Below are 18374 nucleotides of genomic sequence, written 5' to 3' on the forward strand. Positions count from 1 at the left end.
CGCGCAGGTATTTCCTGCGCTAGAGGCCTAAAAAGCCCTTAACTTTCAGTGTTGAAACGCAGCGCCGCCAAGGCTAGCAGGCCGTCGAAAATCAGGTTGTCCACCAGCTCGAATTGCACTGACATGCTGGGCGCCATCTTCCAGCCGGCACCGCCGGTCATGTAGCAGGCCGGCTCCATGCCACAGTGCTGGCGCACGTGCTGCACCATGCGCTCTACCGCGCCGGCGATGGCGTAGGTGCCGCCGCTGGTCAGTGCGTCGCTGGTATTGGTGGGGAACAGGCGCACCTCGCCGGTGGGCACGTGCAGGCCGGCCGTACCGGACTCCAGCGCGCGCAGCATGATGCCGTGGCCCGGCAGGATCAGGCCGCCCAGGAACTTGCCGTGTTCGTCGATGGCCTCCACCGTGACCGCGGTGCCCACCATCACCACCACCATGGGTCGGGTCTGCCCCTGGGCCAGCATGCGGTGGCGGGCACCCACCATGGCGACCCAGCGGTCGGCGCCCAGGCGGGTGGGGTGGTCATAGCCATTCGTCAGGCCGGCCTCGGCCGCACTGGCCACGACCCACTGCGGGGCGACGTCCCACAGTTCCATCTGCTCATGGACGCGGCGCTTGACGGCGTCGCCAGCGACGATGCAGCCCAGCATTCTGTCGGGGGCACTCAGCCCGGCCCAGGGGCCTTCGGCCAGTTTGTCTATGTTCTCCAGGAATTCCGCGCCGTGGGCCAGCAAGGTCGCGCCGGGGTGGGGGACTTCGTACAGCGACCACTTGAGTCGGGTGTTGCCAATGTCGATGGCGAGAAAACTCATCCTGCGGTCTCCGTATTCTTTGCGCGCATTATCGGCGCCCTCCCGTCGGTGGTTTGCGGGCGCTCAGCCCTGGCGCCAGGGCAGGCCGTGGAAGCGCCAGCCGCCTTTGTGGCCGCGCTGGGCGTCGCCGTCCGGGTCGCCTTCAAAGCCTTCCAGGATGTTGTAGGCCTGTAGGCCCAGCTCGGTGGCGCGCTTGGCGGCGGCTACGGAGCGCACGCCGCTGCGGCACAGGAACACCGCCTTCTGGCCACCGGCCAATGCCGCTTGCAGGCCGGCGTCGAAGCCGGGGTTCAGGGCCATGCCCGGCCATTGCTTCCAGGCCAGGGCCACGGCGCCGGGCACAAAGCCTACCCATTCGCGCTCGGCATCGGTGCGCACATCGATCAGCACGGCCTGGCCGGCCTGCCACCAGGCGCAGGCCTGCTGGGGCGTGACGTCGCCGGCATAGCCCTGGGCGGCGCGTACGCCGTCGGCCTGGGCGGGTGCGCCGGCGTCGTGGCGCAGTCCGGAGTGCAGGTTGGCGGGCACGGCTTCGTCCATGCGTTGCGGGCGGGGGAGGTTCAGGGCGTCCATGGTGGCGGTAAATTCTTCCAGGGTTTTATGCGCAATACGCGGGTTGTGGGCTTTCTCGGCGCCAATCGTCGAATGGCTTTGGCCGCGGTAGTCGTGGCCGGGCCAGACCACGGTGTCGTCGGACAGGGTAAACAGAATCTGCGTGATGCTGTGGTACAGGGCTTCGGCACTGCCGGACTGGAAGTCGGTGCGGCCGCAGCCGTTGATCAGCAGGGTGTCACCGGTGAACACGTGGTTGCGCCACACAAAGCCCATGCTGCCGGCGGTGTGGCCGGGCGTGTGCAGAGCCTGCAGGGTTTCGCTGCCAAAGCTGAGGAAGTCGCCATGCTGCAGCTGCACTGCCGCGCCGGTGATGCCGCAGCCAGCGGGTGCGGCGGTCTTGGCGCCGGCATGCTCGGCCAGCAGGCCGGCGCTGGTGATGTGGTCGGCATGGGCATGGGTTTCCAGCGTCCAGACCAGGCTCAGGCCTTGCGCGGCCAGCAGGGCCAGGTCGCGCTCCAGCTGGGTATCTACCGGGTCGATGATGGCGGCGGCCTTGCTGGCCGGGTCGACCAGCACATAGGTGTAGGTGCTGGACGCGGGGTCGAAGAGTTGTATGGGTTGCATGGCTTGGAGTGGGTGCGAGCCGGATAGGAGCTATCAGCATAACGCCGAACCTGCATAGTGTTGTAGTTGTGTGAAAAGCGACCTATGCGGCAAAATCTCACGTAACAAACGGATACATGGGCAGCCCAATTCATACAATGGCCCTGTTGATGGAGATGAGATCGGCCGAGACAGCAATTGGATCAAATGAAAGCAAATAGTTCTTTGCGCTCCGATGTGGCGCCTCGCGGATGGTTTGCCCAGTCAGGCGGATTGCAGCGATGGGTCGCTCAGGAGCGTGCGTGCGCGTGAAGTTATTTGGCCGGCGCCTGGGCGCTGTTTGGGCCGTTGCGGCGCTGGTGTCGGGCGCTTGCATGTCGCGCGCCAATGCAGAGGACAGTGTTGGCGTTTTGGATGTGACGCAACGGCCGTTTGAAGAGCTGCTAGACACCGAAATTGTCACCGCTGCCAAGCTTGCCAGGCAGGTCAGCGATGCGGCTTCTGCGGTGTCCATTGTGACGGCGCAAGACATCCGGGACTATGGCTACCGTACGTTGGACGACATATTGAGCAGCATGCGGGGGCTCTACATGGCGCATGACTTCCGTTATGCCTATCTGGGCGGTCGGGGCTATGGCGATCCTGGCGATTACGCTGGGCGCATTACCTTGCTGATTGACGGCTATGCAGCCCCCGAGAATTATTTCGGCCAAACCTATTTTGGTGAGGATGGTTTTCTTGACGTGGAGTTGATTGACCGCGTGGAGTACATCCCCGGAACCGGCTCCAGCAGCTATGGCGGCGGCGCATTCCTTGGGGTCATCAACGTAATTACCAAGAAGGGCGGGGACTTCGCGGGGGCCCAGGTTGCGCTGGATTTCGGCAGTCATCATCTGCAAAAGCAGCGCGTGACGATGGGGCGTCGATTTGAGAACGGCGGGGACTTGCTGCTCTCCATCTCAAATTACCGCAGCAATGGTTATGACATTCCGATTGACCCCGACTCTGACGCCAAAGGCCTGGGGCAGAAAGAGAGCAACCAGCGTCTATTTATCAAAGGCAGCGTCCAGGGCTGGACACTGACGGCAGCTATGGTGCGGCGCCCGGTTGCGATACCGGGCAGCCCCGAAGACGTCTCCACCGACTCCAGCGGCTTTACCAGTTTGAAGAAGGATTCTGACCTGAGCCCAGGACTCAAATTGTCCAGCCATGTCTATCTGGGCCAGTACCTTTACCATTCCAATTTTGATGGAGGGGGCACGGAGTCCAGTGATGGCCGGTGGTGGGGCGTGGATAACAAGCTTGTCAGCAACGCGTTCAAAGGGCACACCGTGGTTGTGGGTGCAGAACTGCGCAACGACTATCGGCAGCTCTACCAATTCAGTACCCCAGACTCTGATCCCTATGTGGACGACCAGCAGCGCAAAACAGTTAGTTTGTACGCTTATGACGACATTGCGTTAGCGGCCAATTGGCAGCTTAACCTGGGGTTGCGCCACGATCACCGAAATAACGGTACAGGCTTTACCAGCCCCCGGATTGCCCTAATTTGGACTCCTACCCAAGGTAGCGTTCTCAAACTATCTACGGGGATTGCCCATTTGCAACCCACGCCGAATGTGGAGTCGTTTGTACCGGATGCACCTATCGAGCGCCTGCATAACACCGAGCTGGTGTGGGAACAGCAACTGGCCCCCACCACGCGGCTCATTACCTCGGTGTATAGCTACAACATAGACCAGCGAACCATTGTTTCGCCCATTTCCACCCATGGCGTGGAAGCCGAGCTGGAGCACCAATGGAGCAACGGCACGCGTCTGCGCACCAGCTATGCGTGGCAGCGGGCACGCAAAGATGACGGTACTTGGCCGGTTGATTCGCCCTACCACAACGCGAAGTTCAACTTCACCGTACCCCTGGTGGGCGAAAAGCTAAGACTCGGCACGGAGGTACAGGTTCTGGGCCGACGTTTGCGGTATGACCACGAAGAGATACCCACCTCGGTCATGACCAACCTGGCTTTGACGTCGCGAGATTGGTGGCCGAACTGGCAAGTCAGCCTGAGTGTGCGCAATGCCTTCAACAGCAGCTACACCGACGTGAAAAACCCAGGTAACGGCCTGCAGGTGTATCACCGGGATGGCCGCAATATTTGGCTGCAGATCAGCCGGGACTTCAAATGATGGGCCGTATCCTGCTATGGCTTGTCCTGAGTTTGCCGCTTGGGCTGGTGGCCCATGCGCAAACAACGCCGGCCGTGCCTGAATACACCATGAAGGCGGCATATATCTATAACTTCGCCTTGCTGACGACCTGGCCCGCATCTCCGTCCAACACCTTTAATTTGTGTTTGTATGGGCAGGACTCTTTTGGTCCTGCGCTGGATGCGCTGAATGGCAAAGAGGTCAGCGGTCAGAAAATCCAGGTGCGGCGTATCGAGCATATTGAAGATGCCTTGCAATGCAGGCTGATTTTTATCAGCGAAACCAGTAACACCCGCGTGGCCCTGCTGGTGAACACCATTGGTCGAGCCCCCATATTGACCGTGGCCGACGACGGTTTGCCGTGGACTTCGGGGGCCATGATCAGTCTGGCGCCTGAGAATCGTAGGCTGGTTTTTGAAGTCAATGCGGCTGCTACCAAATTGGCTAATCTTCAGCTCAGTTCCAAGCTATTGAGGTTGGCTTCACGGGTCGTTTCTCCATGAAATTTTGGGATTGGTTTCACGATCAATCTATACAGCGCAAGCTCAGCGGGATCACAGTCATGGTGATCTTGGCCGCCATGTTGCCCATTGTCAGTGTCACCCTGGGGTACGAATACCTGGCAGTACGTCAGGCTGCGCTGAAAGAGTTGCAGGTGCAGGCGGACATCATTCGGGACAATGTTGCAGCCGCGTTGGCCTTTCGGGATCTTTCGGCTGCTAAGGAGGTTCTGGACACCTTGCGTGCATCGCCCAATATTTCCCGTGCCGTGTTGCTGCTGCCTGATGGCAGCTTCTATGCCCAATATATGGTGAATGGCAAGGCTCCCCAGGCGTTGTCGGTGGCGAATCTGGCGGACGGCGAAACCATTTCCTGGAACGGGATGGGGGTGGTGCGCCGCGCATACCTCAAGCACGAGGCCGTTGGTTGGCTGCTGATAGAAAGCAGCTTGGATGCTTTTTATATGCGCATCCAGTGGTATGCGATGGTCATTTTCATCAGCACGCTGGCCGGTGTGGGGTGCGCGCTGTGGCTGGCGCGCCGCCTTATTGCGCGCATCATTGACCCCCTGTCGCGCCTGGTCGCGCTGACCCACCACGTGGCCAATAAAGAGGACTACACCCTGCGTGAAATCGTCGAGAGCAAGGACGAAATTGGCGACCTGTCGCAGGCGTTCAATACCATGCTTTCGCATATCCATGAGCGCGATGTGCGGCTCAACCAGCTGGCCTACTATGACAACGTGACCCGCCTGGCCAATCGGCATTATTTCAAGGAGCGGGCCGAACAGGCTGTGGGAAATGCATTGCGTTATGGCGGTCGCAGCTGCCTTATGTTCATTGACCTGGATCGGTTCAAGGCGGTGAACGACACCTTGGGGCACGACATGGGCGATGAATTGCTGCGGTCTGTGGCGCAGCGGTTGACCCATACTTTGCGCAACAACGACGTGGTCTGCCGCATCGGCGGAGATGAGTTCGCCGTCATTCTGGAAAACGTCAAAAGCCTGAACGATGTTGCGCTTCTGGCGCAGAAAATGGTCCATGCATTGGCGCAGCCATTTGTGCTGGACGGCCATGAGGCCCTGATCGGCGGCAGCATTGGTATCAGCGCCTGCCCGGACCATTCCCACACCATGGCCGAACTGCTGCGCTGTGCAGATATCGCCATGTACCAGGCCAAGTCACTGGGGCGCGGGCAGTTCTGCATCTACCGCGCGGATTTCGAGGCTACGGAACAGTAACCCGGCTCAATCGTCCTTGCGCGTCCAGACCGCGAACAGCGCCTTGGCTTTGAACCAGGCGCTGGTGCGTTCGTCCGACAACACGTCCAGAAAGTCCGACAGGCGCTTGGATTTGACCATGGTGTAGACCGTGAGCACGGTGGTCAGCACAAAGGTGATGGCGAAGATCCACAGCCGCCGGTCCAGCGGGGCGTCGGCTTCGGCCAGCAGGTTCATGCCCAGGAAGCCGGTAGTAACGGTGCCGATCAGGCCGAAGATGGTGACTACGGTGAGGCGCACCACGGTGTTGGCCTGGCGGCGCAGGCTGTCGGCCTCCAGGTACTGGTTCATCTCGGCAATGCGCTCCTTCACCTCGGCATACAGCGGGTCCAGCCCCAGGTGCTGGGCGCACATCTTGAACAGCGCACGCACCTGGGCCTGTTCGGACACCTCGTGGAACCAGTAGCGGTGGGTGAAGCGCAGAAAGCTGGAGAAGCCGTAACGAATGGCCCGCTTGAAGTGGCGCACGCTGTCGGCGTTGCTGATGTCCAGGTTCTTCAGCGCCTCGGCCATGCGGTCGGAATACATCAGCAGCGCAGCCTTCTGGAAGTGCGCGATCAGAAACACCAGGAAATGCTGGTGCCGGAACTGCGCCAGCACACCCCGGTCGCGGCATGTGTAGAAGCTGCTGCCCGCCTCGCCCAGAACCACCATGGCGTGGCCGTTGCACAGATAGCGGGTATTGGGCGCAGCACCACCCTCGGCCCAGAAGCGGTCGTAGCAGTACTTTTGCTCGAAGTCGGCCAGGTGCTGCTCGCCGTAAGGCAGCTCGCAACTGCCCGCAGGCTCGTGTGCCCCGGAGCCGGTAACCAGGCCCAGGCGGATGAAATCGCTGCGGCTGAGGTCGCGTGGCCGGTCCAGTGCCAGGTAGGCCATCAAGGGCATGCGGTAATACTCGATCTGGCGAAAGCGCAGCGGCCCTTCGTGGTCGGAATGGTCACCCACCAGGGGCTGCATCACATAGTCCCAGTGGGCCGACAGGCGCGGCGCACGGCGCGTGCTGACGTGGGACAAAAACGCGTCGCGCTCGTGGGCATCGGAGGCGGCCAGCACCTGGCCCTGGGCGTCCAGCCATTCGGCGCGGGCCAGGCAGTGCAGGGCCTGGCCTTGCGCGTCCCAGCCAGCCGGGTAGGCGCGGCCAAAGCGGTACAGCAGCTCCTGGGCCTGGGCCAGTTCCAGGTGCTGGGCCGTCACTTCTACGTTCAGTAGCACCAGGTCCACGTCCAGAAAGAAATACAGGTCCACATGCACGATGTCCAGCGTGATGGGGGCGTCGCCGGGGCGCGGTACCACGCGTACGGCGGCGATGTCGTGGCGGCGGAACACCCGCATCGGCGAGCCGTGGGCCACGCCGTGCGCGCCGTGCTTGGGCCGGCCTTCACCGTATAGAAAGCGCTGCACATAGGGCAGAAAGCTGACGAACTCGTTGTAGTGCCGCTCGTGGAAGCGGCTGCTGTCGCCGGTGAACTCGTCCACCACCTCCCGCCAGGGCGATGTGTCGCCCATGCTGGCCAGCAGCTCCCAGGGCTTGGCCACACCACCTTCTTGGCCCCGCACCGGCATCAGGCGCACGGGCCAGAGCAGGGCCTGCTGTAAATGTTCTACGCGGGGGGCTGGGATAGCGGGCATGGTGTGTGCTGCAACGTGGATGCGTTGCACACAGTGTAGGCCGCCGCGCAGCCTGCGGGGCTGGGAAATTCCAGGCTTGCAGTTGGCGCCTGTTTGCTATATAAAAAATAGCTGCTAGCGCACGTGATATCTGCGCTAGCGGCCTATTTTTTATAAATTTAGCTGCTGGCCAGCAGGCTGCGCGCCACGGCCTCTGCGACCTTGATGCCGTCCACCCCGGCCGACAAGATGCCTCCAGCGTAGCTGGCGCCTTCGCCCGCCGGGTACAGGCCGCGCACGTTCAGGCTTTGGAAGTCTTCGTCGCGGGTCATTTTGAGGGGTGAGGAGGTGCGTGTTTCCACGCCGGTCAGCACCGCGTCGGGCAGGTCAAAGCCTTTGATCTTGCGGCCAAACACCGGCAGCGCCTCGCGGATGGCGGCAATCGCATAGTCGGGCAGGGCTGCATGCAGGTCGCCCAGCAGCACGCCGGGCTTGTAGGACGGTTCCACGCTGCCCAGCTGGGTAGACGCGCGTCCGGCGATGAAGTCGCCGACCAACTGGCCCGGCGCTTGGTAGCTACTGCCGCCCAGCACATAGGCGTTGGATTCCAGCTGGCGCTGCAGCACGATGCCGGCCAGCGGGTGCACTTGTTGGCCGGGGCCGGGCGCGGGCGGTGCCACATCGCCCAGCGTGGCGGCCCAGGCTGCCGGGTCGAGCGGATAGTCTTCTGGCGTGATGCCGACCACGATGCCGGCATTCGCATTGCGCTCGTTGCGGGAATATTGGCTCATGCCGTTGGTGACCACGCGGCCCGGCTCGCTGGTGGCGGCCACCACCGTGCCGCCGGGGCACATGCAGAAACTGTAGACAGCGCGGCCGCGTCCTTCACCATGTTGTGCGTGGTGCACCAGCTTGTAGTCGGCCGCACCCAGCAGTGGGTGGCCGGCATGCTGGCCCCAGCGCGCGCGGTCGATCAGGCCCTGCGGGTGTTCGATGCGAAAGCCGATGGAGAACGGCTTGGCCTCCATGTAGACGCCGCGCGCGTGCAGCATCTGGAAGGTGTCGCGCGAGCTGTGGCCTAGGGCCAGCACCACCTGGTCGGCGCGCAGCTGGTAGCTCTGGCCGGTGGCCTGGTCCAACACGGTGAGGCCGCGCATGTGTCCATCTTCGATCTGCACGTCGGTCACGCGTTGCTCGAAACGGATTTCGCCGCCCAGGGCGATGATCTGCTCGCGCAGGTTCTCCACCACTTTCACCAGTTTGAAGGTGCCGATGTGCGGGTGCGCGGCGATCAGGATTTCCTCTGGTGCGCCGGCTTTGACGAACTCGCGCATCACCTTGCGGCCCAGATGGCGCGGGTCCTTGATCTGGCTGTACAGCTTGCCGTCCGAAAAGGTGCCCGCACCGCCCTCGCCAAACTGCACATTGCTCTCGGGCTTGAGCACGCTCTTGCGCCACAGGCCCCAGGTATCCTGGGTGCGCTGGCGCACCGTGGTGCCGCGCTCCAGCACGATGGGTTTGAAGCCCATCTGCGCCAGCACCAGGGCCGCAAAGATGCCGCAGGGGCCAAAGCCCACCACCACTGGGCGTACGGGCAGATCGGCGGGGGCCTGGCCTACCGGGTAGTAGGCCATGTCGGGCGCGGGGCGCAGGTGCGGGTTGTCCGGGTGGCGGTGCAGCAGGTCGGCTTCTTGAGCGGCATCCACCAGCGCCACGTCCACGATGTAGACCTGCATCAGCGTGGCTTTGCGCGCGTCGAAGCTGCGCTTGTGGATGGTGAAGTGGGCAATTTGCGCCGGAGCCAGGCCCAGGGTGTGAGCCACCAGGGCAGGCAGCGCGTCCTCGGCGTGGTCGAGGGGGAGTTTGAGTTCGGAAATGCGGATCATGGGGTGCCTAAAGGCTTGTAGTTATCAAGCAAGAGGGGGCGATTTTACGAGAGCAGGGTGGATTCAGCCATGTACTGTGCGCGAGTCTGGAGGGGCCTGCTCCCGGTCGTGCATGCCGTAGTCGCGCACCACCTGGGCCACGCGCAACCGGTAGCCGGTAAATATCTTTTGCCGCCCGGCCTGCTGCGCCTGGCGGTGGTTGTCCAGGGCGCGCCACTGCTTGACGGCCTCCTCGTCGCGCCAGAAGGACAGCGACAGCAGCTTACCGGGCTGGCTGAGGCTGCTGAAGCGCTCGACGGAGATGAAGCCGTCCATCGCCTCCAGCTGCGGGCGCAAGGCTGCGGCGGTGTCCAGGTAGGCATCGAGCTGGCCGTCGCGCGGTTCGACCTCGAAAATCACCGCTATCATGCTGCGCCCTCCACGGCCTGGGCCGGCACGCCCAGGGTGCCGTCCACCACTTCGACAAAGCTGCGTTCCTCGCGCAGGATGAACTTGTGGGCCTGGGCGAAGGCGAAGTTGGCGCGGCCCTCGGCGTCGGTCCTCAGCCGGGCACGGTAGCGCTCGTAGGCGGCCAGCGAGTCGAAGGCGATTAGGCCCCAGGCCTCGTAGTTACTGCCTTCCAGTGGCAGGAAGTAGCCCACCAGGTGGCCGCCGCAGCGGGGGATGATGCGGCCCCAGTTTTCGGCGTATTGCTGGAAGGCATCGCGTTGGAACGGGTCGATTTCATAGCGTATGCAGCAGGTGATGGTCATGGGAGTGCTTTCAGTGGTGATGCTCCAAAGATAGTGGCTTGACGCCATGAAACGGTTCGCTGAAGATCGAACCATGAAAGACGGACCCAGCATTGCCCGCGTCGCCGCGCTCATCGGCGACCACGCCCGCGCCGAGGTGCTCACTGCCCTGATGGCAGACCGCGCGCTCACCGCCACCGAGCTTGCCGGCATTGCCGGCGTGACCAAACAGACCATCAGCGCGCATCTGGCCAAGCTGGTGGAGGCCGGTCTGGTGGCCGTGGACAGCCAGGGCCGGCACCGCTACTTCCGCCTGGCGGACCACGACGTTGCGCATTTGCTGGAGTCGCTGATGGGCGTGGCTTTCCGTACCGGCGCGGTGCGCCTGCGCTCCAGCCCGCGCGAGCCGGCCCTGCGTAAGGCGCGCATCTGCTACGACCATCTTGCCGGTGAAATGGGTGTGCTGGCCTACGAGGCCTTGTTGGGCCGGCAGCTGTTGCAGGCCCAGGCCAGTGGTGTGCAGCTCACAAAGTCAGGCTACGGCTGGTTTACCGCGCTGGGTGTGGATGCGGCGGCTGCTCAGGCGCAAAAGCGCGCTTTTTGCCGGCCCTGTCTGGACTGGGGCGAGCGTCGCCACCATCTGGGTGGCGCCTTGGGGGCGGCATTGCTGCAGCGCATTTATGCACTGGGCTGGGCTCGGCGCGATGCAGATTCACGTGTGATCCGCTTCACACCGCCGGGCGAACAGGCGTTTCGTGCGCTGATGGCCTAATTAGGCCGCCAGCGCTTAGCCGGCGCGTACGACACCGCAGGCGATGCGCGGGCCGGAGTTGCCTGTGGGTTGGGTGGTGTAGTCGTCCGCATCGCGGTGCACGATCAGGCCGTGGCCCACAACGTCGTGTGGGCCGCTGCCCACCGATAGGCTGGTGGACTCAAAACTGAATTTCGCCACGCCTTGGGCATCGGCTTGCAGGCTGGGCAAGTCGCCCGCGTGGTGCATTGCACTGCTGGCTGCCCCGTGGGCGTGGCCGTCAGGATTGAAATGGCCGCCAGCGCTCATGCCGTCACCGCTGGAGCAGTCACCCTTTTCGTGCAGGTGAAAGCCCAGCGTGGCGTTGGGCGCCAGGCCGCTGATGTTGCCGCTGACCAGCACCTTGCCTGGCAACTGCTTGAATTGCACAGTGCCGGTGGCGGTATTGCCTTTGGTGGGCTGCAAGGGGGCGCTGGCCATGGGCGCCGGTGGCGTGCTGGCGCAGGCGGCGAGCAGGCCGATGGAGGCAAGAGCGTAAAACAGGTGGTGGCGCATGGCGGACTCCTTAGGCATTGCGGGTTGACAAGCAGCCTGCATGCTAAACCCAATGCGTCGGCCTCAGGAAGCTGTCAGGGCTTCTGAGGAGGATATTGACCGCGTCTCAAATGGGCGCACGGCTGGGCGTCAGGAGGCGTGTCGCCGCCACACCAAGAGCCGCTCCCGGATATCTTCTTCATCCTGTTGGGCTTGCAATGGTTTGACCAAATCGCTGCGGCTGACGATGCCTACCAGGCGCTGTGATCGGTGATCGGCCAGCACGGGCAGGCGCTCCAGCCCGTGCGCTGCCATGCGCCGGGCTGCCGTGCGGCAGGTTTCCTCCGGCAAGGCGGATACAGGTGTCGCCTGGGGGAACAGATCACTTGCAAGCTGTGCCGCGGGGGCTGGGTTTGCCAAGGTATGGATGTCCAGCATGCCTACGTAGCGGCCATCGGCCTGGACTACGGCAAAGGCGCGGTGCTGCTGTTGGGCGCCAAACCAGCGTTCTGGAATGTCGGTTAGCGGCGTGCTGGCCGGTATGGTCTGCACCTGGCGGGTCATGGCTTCATCGACGCGGGTACGTTCCAGCGGGTCCATCCCGTATTCCCGGTGCACGTGGCGGCCCCGGCGGTCCAGGCGCTCGGTCATGATGGAGCGGCGCATCAGCAGCACGCTCAGGCCGTGCGACACCGTGCATGCCAGCAGCAGCGGCAGCAGGGCGTTCACGTCGCCCGTCAAGCCGACAGCAAAGACTGTGGCCGTCAGCGGTGCACCCAGCGCACAGGCCAGCATGGCTGCCATGCCCACCAAGGGCCACACCGCGGCGTCCGTGCCTGTCCAACCGTATGCCAGCACCGCGCCCATACCCGCTCCCAGCATTAGCAGCGGCGCCAGCACGCCACCCGAAGTGCCCGAGGCCAGGGCGATCACCCAGATGATGGCCTTGACTGCCAGCAGGGCCAGTATGCTGGCCAGCAGCAGGCGCTGGTTCAGCAGGTCGCTGATCACGTCGTAACCCACACCCAGGGCCCGGGGCTGCAGCCAGCCGCCCATACCCACGGCCAGACCCCCGATGGCCGGCCACCACATCCAATGCAGGGGCAGGCGGTGGAAGGCGTCCTCCATCGCATACAGCGCGTTGGACAGGCCGGCCGCCAGCACTGCGGCCAGCAGCCCCAGCAGCACGCAGGCGAGTAGGGTCGGCCAGCTGGCGACCTGGGTTTGCAGTGGAAACAAGGGCCCGGCCTCCAGCAGCAGTGGCCGCACAAAGCCCGCCACGGCGCATGCGATGGAGACGGCTAGCAGGCTGCGCGGGCGCAGCTCAAACAGCAGCAGCTCCACGCCCAGCAGAACGGCGGCCACAGGGGTTCCAAACACGGCCGTCATGCCCGCCGTAGCGCCCGCGACCAGCAGGGTCTTGCGTTCCGATGCCGACAGGTGGAAGAGCTGGGCCAGCAGCGAGCCCAGGGCGCCGCCGGTCATGATGATGGGGCCTTCGGCGCCGAAGGGGCCGCCCGAGCCTATAACGATGCCCGACGCCAGCGGCTTGAGTACGGCGACCTTGGCCGACATGCGGCTGCGGGCAAACAAGATGACTTCAATCGCTTCAGGAATGCCGTGGCCGCGGATTTTTTCCGAGCCAAACCTGGCCATCAGGCCGACCAGCAAACCACCGACCACCGGGGGCAGGATGCTCCATGCACCGAGGTGGTTTGCTGCGGGTGACTGGTCTGCAGTGGATAGCGTCTGGAAGAAAAATAGATTGGTGCAGGTGTGGATCAGCGTCAGCAGCAGCCAGGCCGCCAAGGCGCCCAACACGCCTACGGGAACGGCCAGGCCGGCGGTCAGCAGCATGCGCCGGTCTGCGGCGTAATCACGGTTGGGGGTCGCGGTGTGGTCCATATCAGTTTGCTGTTGTGCTGGCCGGGCCCAGGTGGGCCAGGCTGGTTTCGTACAGGGCGGCCATCACATCGGTTTGCGTGACCATGCCCACCAGGCGGCGCTGGGCGTTGACTACCGGTATGTGGTGCAGGCCCGCATCGGCCATCAGCGACACCAGCTCACCCAGCGGCGTGGTGTCAAAGGCCGTGGTGACCGGTGTGGTCATGATCTGGCCCACCACCTCGGCCTTGCTGGAGTGCGTGTGCGGGGTGCGCAGCAGCAGGGCACGCAGTCGCGTGGATAGGCCTGGATAGCCATGGTCATCAATCTGGCGCAAAAAGCTGGAGCGCGTGACGATGCCGATAACCCGTCGCGCCCGGTCCAGCACAGGCAGGGCTTGCACCTGGTGGGTGTGCATGCTGTCCCAGGCTTCGGCCAGCTCGGTGGCGAACTCGGCGGACAGCACATCCTTGGACATGATGTCGCTGCATTGTTTGGCACCAAAGCGCCGGCGAAAGGCCTGTGTTTCCGTGCGGTGGAACAGCGCTTCCAGGTCGTCAAAGCTCACGTCCAGCACCTGGTTGTAGTCCTTCAGCACGGTCTGCAGGTCTTCAGGCGTGAAGCCCAGGCGAGCGGTGGGTACGGCATCGCTGGTTTGGTGCGGATGCGGGGCGTCGGCGCGCTGGGTGTGTGGGTAGCGGCGGCCGGTGGCTTTGTTGTAGAGCAACGCCGCCAGCAGCAGGAGTGCCGTGTTCAGCGCCACCGGATTGGCAACGAAGCCATAGCCTGCTGCTTGGATTTGTGGCCCACCCAGTACGGCGGTCAGTGCCACCGCACCGCTGGGCGGATGCAGGCATCTCAGCCAGAACATGGCTGCGATGGACAGGCTGATGGCAAGGGCTGCAGCCGCCACCGGCATGGGGATGAGCTTGGCGCAGCTGACGCCGATGACAGCTGCGAGCAGATTACCCCCGGTAATGGACCAGGGTTGTGCCAACGGGCTGGCCGGCTGGGCAAACAGCAGCACGGCTGATGCGCCCATGGGCGCGATCAGCCAGGCGGCGGCCAGGGTCAGACCCATGGCCTGGGTGCTGAGCCAGCCGGTCAGTGCGATGCCGATCAATGCACCCAGGCTGGCCCGCAGCCGCTCGGCGTTGTTGACCGAGGTGGTCGCGGGGTAGAGGTTCAACAGCCACAATGGAGGGGAGAGCTTCATGCGATATGGATGCCACACAAAACTGCAATTACATCACATTGTGATGTAATTGCCTGCCTTGAGCGAACCTATGCCCCCACGCCCCAAGACCCTTGCCAAAGCCGACTACGAGGCTCTATCGGAATTCCGCTACCAGCTGCGCCGGTTTCTGCGTTTCAGTGAGGACGCCGCCCAGTCCGAAGGGCTGACTCCGCTGCAGTACCAGTTGCTATTGCATATCAAGGGCTATCCAGGGCGCGAATGGGCTACGGTGGGCGAGCTGGCCGAGCGGTTGCAGACCCAGCAGCATGGTGTGGTGGCACTGGTGTCGCGCTGTGAGGCTGCCGAGCTGGTGACCCGCTCAGCCAGCGCTGTGGACCGGCGGCAAGTGGAGGTGCGGCTGACGTCCAAGGGCGATACCTGCTTGCGCCGCTTGGCCGAGCTGCACCACAAGGAGCTGCAGTCACTCAGCGGTGGCTTTCAGGTGGCAAATATTTCGGCGTTCAACGACCAGTTGTGAAGCTGGCGTATGCATTTTTACGCTACCTGGTGCCTGAGTAGCAACTTGTAAAGGCTGTGTGATCGGCTTGCGTGTCTTTGTATGTGACGGGTAAACTTCCATTCACGCCTGCGCAGCCACGCAGAGGCCGCTTCCTTATCTACCAACCAGCCGGGGACGTATGAGTATTCAGCGTACAAATGGCGTATCCAGATATGCCCAAGTGCTTGCAGCACGCGCCTCCGGCAGCAATATCGACAAGTATGGGGTGGTGGGGGCTGCGGCCATTGGTGTGACCGATGCCGTCGCGCAAGGCGTGCAGAGCCTGGGGAACGGCATCAAGTCGGTGGCGCAAAGCACCGTCAATCTCGAAAACGCAGTGCAGTCGGTATACAAGGGTGTGACCCGTGGGGGACTCGCATCTGCCAGTGCCATTGCGGCCTATTCCACCGGAGCCGCTGCAGCGGTCAAGAACACGCTCAGCAAATTAGTGTGACCGCAGGGGAGGGCGCCCCTGCTTCTTTTGATCAATTGGCCAGCAACTGGCGCAGCACAAATGGCAGGATGCCGCCGTGTTGGTAGTAGTCCACCTCAATAGGTGTATCGATGCGCAGGCGTACGGCTACGTTTTGCTGCGTGCCATTGGCGCGGTGGATCACCAGTTGCACATCCATTTGTGGCTGCAGCGCGCCGTCTACCAGCACGTCAATGGTTTCGTCGCCGCGCAGGCCCAGGCTTTGCCAGCTGTCGTCTCCTTTGAACTGCAGCGGCAGTACGCCCATGCCCACCAGGTTGGCGCGGTGGATGCGCTCAAAGCTGCGGGCAATCACGGCTTTGATGCCCAGCAGCTGCGTGCCCTTGGCCGCCCAGTCGCGGGACGAACCCGTGCCGTATTCCTCGCCGCCAAACACCACGGTGGGCACACCTGCCGCCATGTACTTTTGCGCCGCGTCGTAGATAAACAGCTTCTCGCCGCTGGGTTGGTGCAGCGTCAGCCCGCCTTCGACCTGTGAGCCGTTGGCGTCTAGTGGCAGCATCAGATTCTTGATGCGCACGTTGGCGAAGGTGCCGCGCACCATCACGTCGTGGTTGCCGCGGCGCGAGCCGTAGCTGTTGAAGTCGGCTTTGGGTACCCCGTTGGCCAGCAGCCACTGGCCGGCCGGTGATTTCTCGGCAATCGAGCCAGCCGGCGAGATGTGGTCGGTGGTGATGGAGTCGCCAAACAGTGCCATGGGGCGCGCACCGGTAAAGCCCGCAGCTGCTACGGCGGGCTGTTGGGTGAAGCCGCCAAAGAAGGGCGGTTCGGCAATGTAGGTGGACTGCGGCCAGTTGTAGACCTGGCCGGTGACGCCCTGGATGCTGCTCCACAGCGCACCGGGTTCGGCCTTGACCTTGTCGTAGTTGGTGCGGAAGGACTGGGCGTTCATGGCGTAGTGCAGCTTTTCGTCGATCTCAGCCATGCTGGGCCAGATGTCGCGCAGGTACACGTCTTGGCCCTTGTTGCCCTTGCCCAGCGGCTGGGTAGCCAGGTCGGTCATCACATTGCCCGCGATGGCATAGGCCACCACCAGCGGAGGCGAGGCCAGGAAGTTGGCCTTCAGGTTGGGGTGGATGCGGGCTTCGAAGTTGCGGTTGCCCGACAGCACGGCAGCACACACCAGCTTGTTGCCAGTGATGGCAGCATTGATTTCGGGCGTGAGGTCACCTGCATTGCCAATGCAGGTGGTGCAGCCATAGCCCGCCAGGTAGAAGCCCAGCTTTTCCAGGTAGGGCAGCAGGCCGGCTTTTTCCAGGTATTCGGTGACGATGCGTGAGCCGGGTGCCAACGAGGTCTTGATGTGCGGCAGCACTGTCAGGCCGGCTTCTACGGCTTTTTGGGCCAGCAGGCCTGCGGCCAGCATGACGCTGGGGTTGGAGGTGTTGGTGCAAGAGGTGATGGCGGCAATCAGCACGTCGCCGTTGCCGATGTCCACGCCGCCGCCGGATGGCAGTGGGTAGCGCGACAGCAGGGTTTCGGCCGCTTGGTTGAAGCCGTTAGCTTCGTTGGGTTGGCTGTACAGCGTGCTGAAGGTGCTTGAGAGCTTGTCCAGATCAATGCGGTCCTGCGGACGCTTGGGGCCGGCCAGGCTGGGGACGACGGTGCCCAGGTCTAATCGCACGACTTTGCTGTAGTCGATATCGCCCGGGTTGGGCATGCCGAATAGGCCTTGCGCCTTGTAGTAGGCCTCGAACAAGGCAATTTCGGCATCGATGCGGCCCGTACCCTTGAAGTAGGCCACGGTCTTGTCATCCACGGGGAAGAAGCCCATGGTGGCGCCATATTCCGGCGCCATATTGCCAATGGTGGCGCGGTCCGGCACAGGAATGGACGCCGCGCCAGGGCCGAAGAATTCGACAAACTTGCCCACCACTTTTTCGGCGCGCAGGATATTGGTGACAAACAGCACCAGGTCGGTGGCGGTTACGCCCTCGCGCAGCGTGCCGGTCAGCTCGAAGCCCACCACATCGGGTGTCAGCATGTACACCGGCTGGCCCAGCATGGCGGCTTCAGCCTCGATGCCGCCCACACCCCAACCCACCACGCCGATGCCGTTGATCATGGTGGTGTGGCTGTCGGTGCCGACCAGCGAGTCGGGGTAGTACACCGGTGCGGCAGCTGTGTCCTTGGGGTTTTTGTAGACACCGCGCGCCAGGTATTCCAGGTTTACCTGGTGCACGATGCCAAAGCCGGGCGGCACCACGCGGAAGGTGTCAAAAGCCTGCATGCCCCATTTCATGAACTGGTAGCGCTCATGGTTGCGCTGGAATTCCAGCCTCATGTTCAGGTCCAGCGCCTGGGGGGTGCCGTAGTAGTCCACCATCACCGAGTGGTCTACCACCAGGTCTACCGGCACCAGCGGCTCTATGGTCTTGGGGCTTTGTCCCAGCGATGCGGCCACGCTGCGCATAGCGGCCAGGTCGGCCAGCAGGGGGATGCCGGTGAAGTCCTGCAGCACCACTCGGGTCACGACAAAGGGGATTTCATCGGTGCGCTCGGCAGTGGGGGACCAGTGCGCCAATTGCGCCACGTGCTCGGGCGTCACCTTTTTGCCGTCGCAGTTGCGCAGCACCGATTCGAGCACGATGCGTACAGATACCGGAAGTCGATTCACGCTGGGGAGCCGCTTGGCCAGCTCCGGCAGCGACCAGTACTGGCCGGACTCACCCGTAGCGGTGGTGAATGTTTGCAGGGCGGGCGCGAACGCGTGGGGAGATGGGGCTGTCATGGAGGCTCCTGTTTTTTTGACACAGGTTCCAACATAGCAGGCTTCGATGAACCTGGTTGTCAG

The 18374-nt window shown here is 63.2% G+C and carries 16 protein-coding genes and 1 pseudogene; 6 read left to right on the forward strand and 11 right to left on the reverse strand.

Annotation, left to right across the window (positions count from 1 at the left end; all coding sequences use genetic code 11):
* Positions 1–38: 38 nt before the first annotated feature.
* The 3 genes and pseudogenes from AC07R0_RS16640 to AC07R0_RS16650 all read right to left on the reverse strand — a co-directional run.
* Positions 39–812 carry a type III pantothenate kinase gene (locus AC07R0_RS16640; protein WP_495105672.1) on the reverse strand — a complete coding sequence of 258 codons (774 nt, stop codon included), beginning with the start codon at positions 810–812 and terminating at the stop codon, positions 39–41.
* A gap of 63 nt (positions 813–875) precedes the next feature.
* Positions 876–1352 carry a rhodanese-like domain-containing protein gene (locus AC07R0_RS16645; RefSeq protein ID WP_495105778.1) on the reverse strand — a complete coding sequence of 159 codons (477 nt, stop codon included), beginning with the start codon at positions 1350–1352 and terminating at the stop codon, positions 876–878.
* A gap of 138 nt (positions 1353–1490) precedes the next feature.
* A pseudogene (locus tag AC07R0_RS16650) lies at positions 1491–1991 on the reverse strand (MBL fold metallo-hydrolase); the annotation flags it as partial.
* Positions 1992–2344: 353 nt separating this feature from the next.
* Here AC07R0_RS16650 and AC07R0_RS16655 point away from each other — a divergent pair.
* Genes AC07R0_RS16655 through AC07R0_RS16665 form a run of 3 tightly spaced genes read left to right on the forward strand, consistent with a single transcriptional unit; the run spans position 2345 to position 5918 of the window.
* Positions 2345–4153, forward strand: coding sequence for a TonB-dependent receptor plug domain-containing protein (locus AC07R0_RS16655; protein ID WP_495105673.1), 1809 nt, complete (start codon positions 2345–2347; stop codon positions 4151–4153).
* Complete coding sequence (locus AC07R0_RS16660) at positions 4153–4677, forward strand: YfiR family protein (RefSeq protein ID WP_495099271.1); 525 nt, start codon at positions 4153–4155, stop codon at positions 4675–4677. Before AC07R0_RS16655 ends, AC07R0_RS16660 begins: the two co-directional genes overlap by 1 nt.
* Positions 4678–4736: 59 nt before the next feature.
* On the forward strand, positions 4737–5918 hold the full coding sequence (locus AC07R0_RS16665; RefSeq protein ID WP_495105674.1) for a diguanylate cyclase domain-containing protein: 1182 nt from the start codon (positions 4737–4739) through the stop codon (positions 5916–5918).
* 6 nt (positions 5919–5924) lie between these two features.
* Here AC07R0_RS16665 and AC07R0_RS16670 read toward each other — a convergent pair whose 3' ends face one another.
* The 4 genes from AC07R0_RS16670 to AC07R0_RS16685 all read right to left on the reverse strand — a co-directional run bounded on the left by AC07R0_RS16670 (position 5925) and on the right by AC07R0_RS16685 (position 10203).
* Positions 5925–7586, reverse strand: a complete 1662-nt coding sequence (locus tag AC07R0_RS16670) for a hypothetical protein (protein ID WP_495105675.1) — start codon at positions 7584–7586, stop codon at positions 5925–5927.
* A 158-nt stretch (positions 7587–7744) separates the two neighbouring features.
* The gene (locus AC07R0_RS16675; protein WP_495105676.1) at positions 7745–9451 is read right to left on the reverse strand and encodes an NAD(P)/FAD-dependent oxidoreductase; all 1707 of its coding nucleotides are present in this window, start codon (positions 9449–9451) and stop codon (positions 7745–7747) included.
* Between the two features lie 63 nt (positions 9452–9514).
* On the reverse strand, positions 9515–9859 hold the full coding sequence (locus tag AC07R0_RS16680) for an antibiotic biosynthesis monooxygenase family protein (RefSeq protein WP_495105677.1): 345 nt from the start codon (positions 9857–9859) through the stop codon (positions 9515–9517).
* A complete protein-coding gene (locus AC07R0_RS16685; RefSeq protein ID WP_495105678.1) occupies positions 9856–10203 on the reverse strand; it encodes an NIPSNAP family protein in 348 nt (115 codons plus the stop codon). Before AC07R0_RS16685 ends, AC07R0_RS16680 begins: the two co-directional genes overlap by 4 nt.
* 73 nt (positions 10204–10276) lie before the next feature.
* On the opposite strand from AC07R0_RS16685, the gene AC07R0_RS16690 reads away from it, so the two are divergent.
* Positions 10277–10954, forward strand: coding sequence for an ArsR/SmtB family transcription factor (locus AC07R0_RS16690; RefSeq protein WP_495076777.1), 678 nt, complete (start codon positions 10277–10279; stop codon positions 10952–10954).
* Positions 10955–10969: 15 nt separating this feature from the next.
* On the opposite strand, the gene AC07R0_RS16695 is transcribed toward AC07R0_RS16690, so the two are convergent.
* The 3 genes from AC07R0_RS16695 to AC07R0_RS16705 form a co-directional block, all read right to left on the reverse strand.
* On the reverse strand, positions 10970–11488 hold the full coding sequence (locus AC07R0_RS16695) for a superoxide dismutase family protein (protein ID WP_495105679.1): 519 nt from the start codon (positions 11486–11488) through the stop codon (positions 10970–10972).
* 129 nt (positions 11489–11617) lie between these two features.
* Complete coding sequence (locus tag AC07R0_RS16700; RefSeq protein WP_495105680.1) at positions 11618–13372, reverse strand: chloride channel protein; 1755 nt, start codon at positions 13370–13372, stop codon at positions 11618–11620.
* 1 nt (position 13373) lies between these two features.
* Positions 13374–14567 (reverse strand): HPP family protein, encoded by a 1194-nt coding sequence (locus AC07R0_RS16705; protein ID WP_495105681.1) that lies wholly within the window; start codon positions 14565–14567, stop codon positions 13374–13376.
* Between the two features lie 70 nt (positions 14568–14637).
* Between AC07R0_RS16705 and AC07R0_RS16710 the strand changes: the two genes are divergently transcribed.
* The gene (locus AC07R0_RS16710) at positions 14638–15066 is read left to right on the forward strand and encodes a MarR family winged helix-turn-helix transcriptional regulator (RefSeq protein ID WP_495076773.1); all 429 of its coding nucleotides are present in this window, start codon (positions 14638–14640) and stop codon (positions 15064–15066) included.
* 202 nt (positions 15067–15268) lie between these two features.
* Positions 15269–15541 (forward strand): hypothetical protein, encoded by a 273-nt coding sequence (locus AC07R0_RS16715; protein ID WP_495105682.1) that lies wholly within the window; start codon positions 15269–15271, stop codon positions 15539–15541.
* Positions 15542–15572: 31 nt separating this feature from the next.
* On the opposite strand, the gene acnA is transcribed toward AC07R0_RS16715, so the two are convergent.
* On the reverse strand, positions 15573–18311 hold the full coding sequence (gene acnA, locus AC07R0_RS16720; protein ID WP_495105683.1) for an aconitate hydratase AcnA: 2739 nt from the start codon (positions 18309–18311) through the stop codon (positions 15573–15575).
* Positions 18312–18374 lie beyond the last annotated feature (63 nt).

Source organism: Rhodoferax sp. GW821-FHT07F03 (assembly GCF_059418745.1).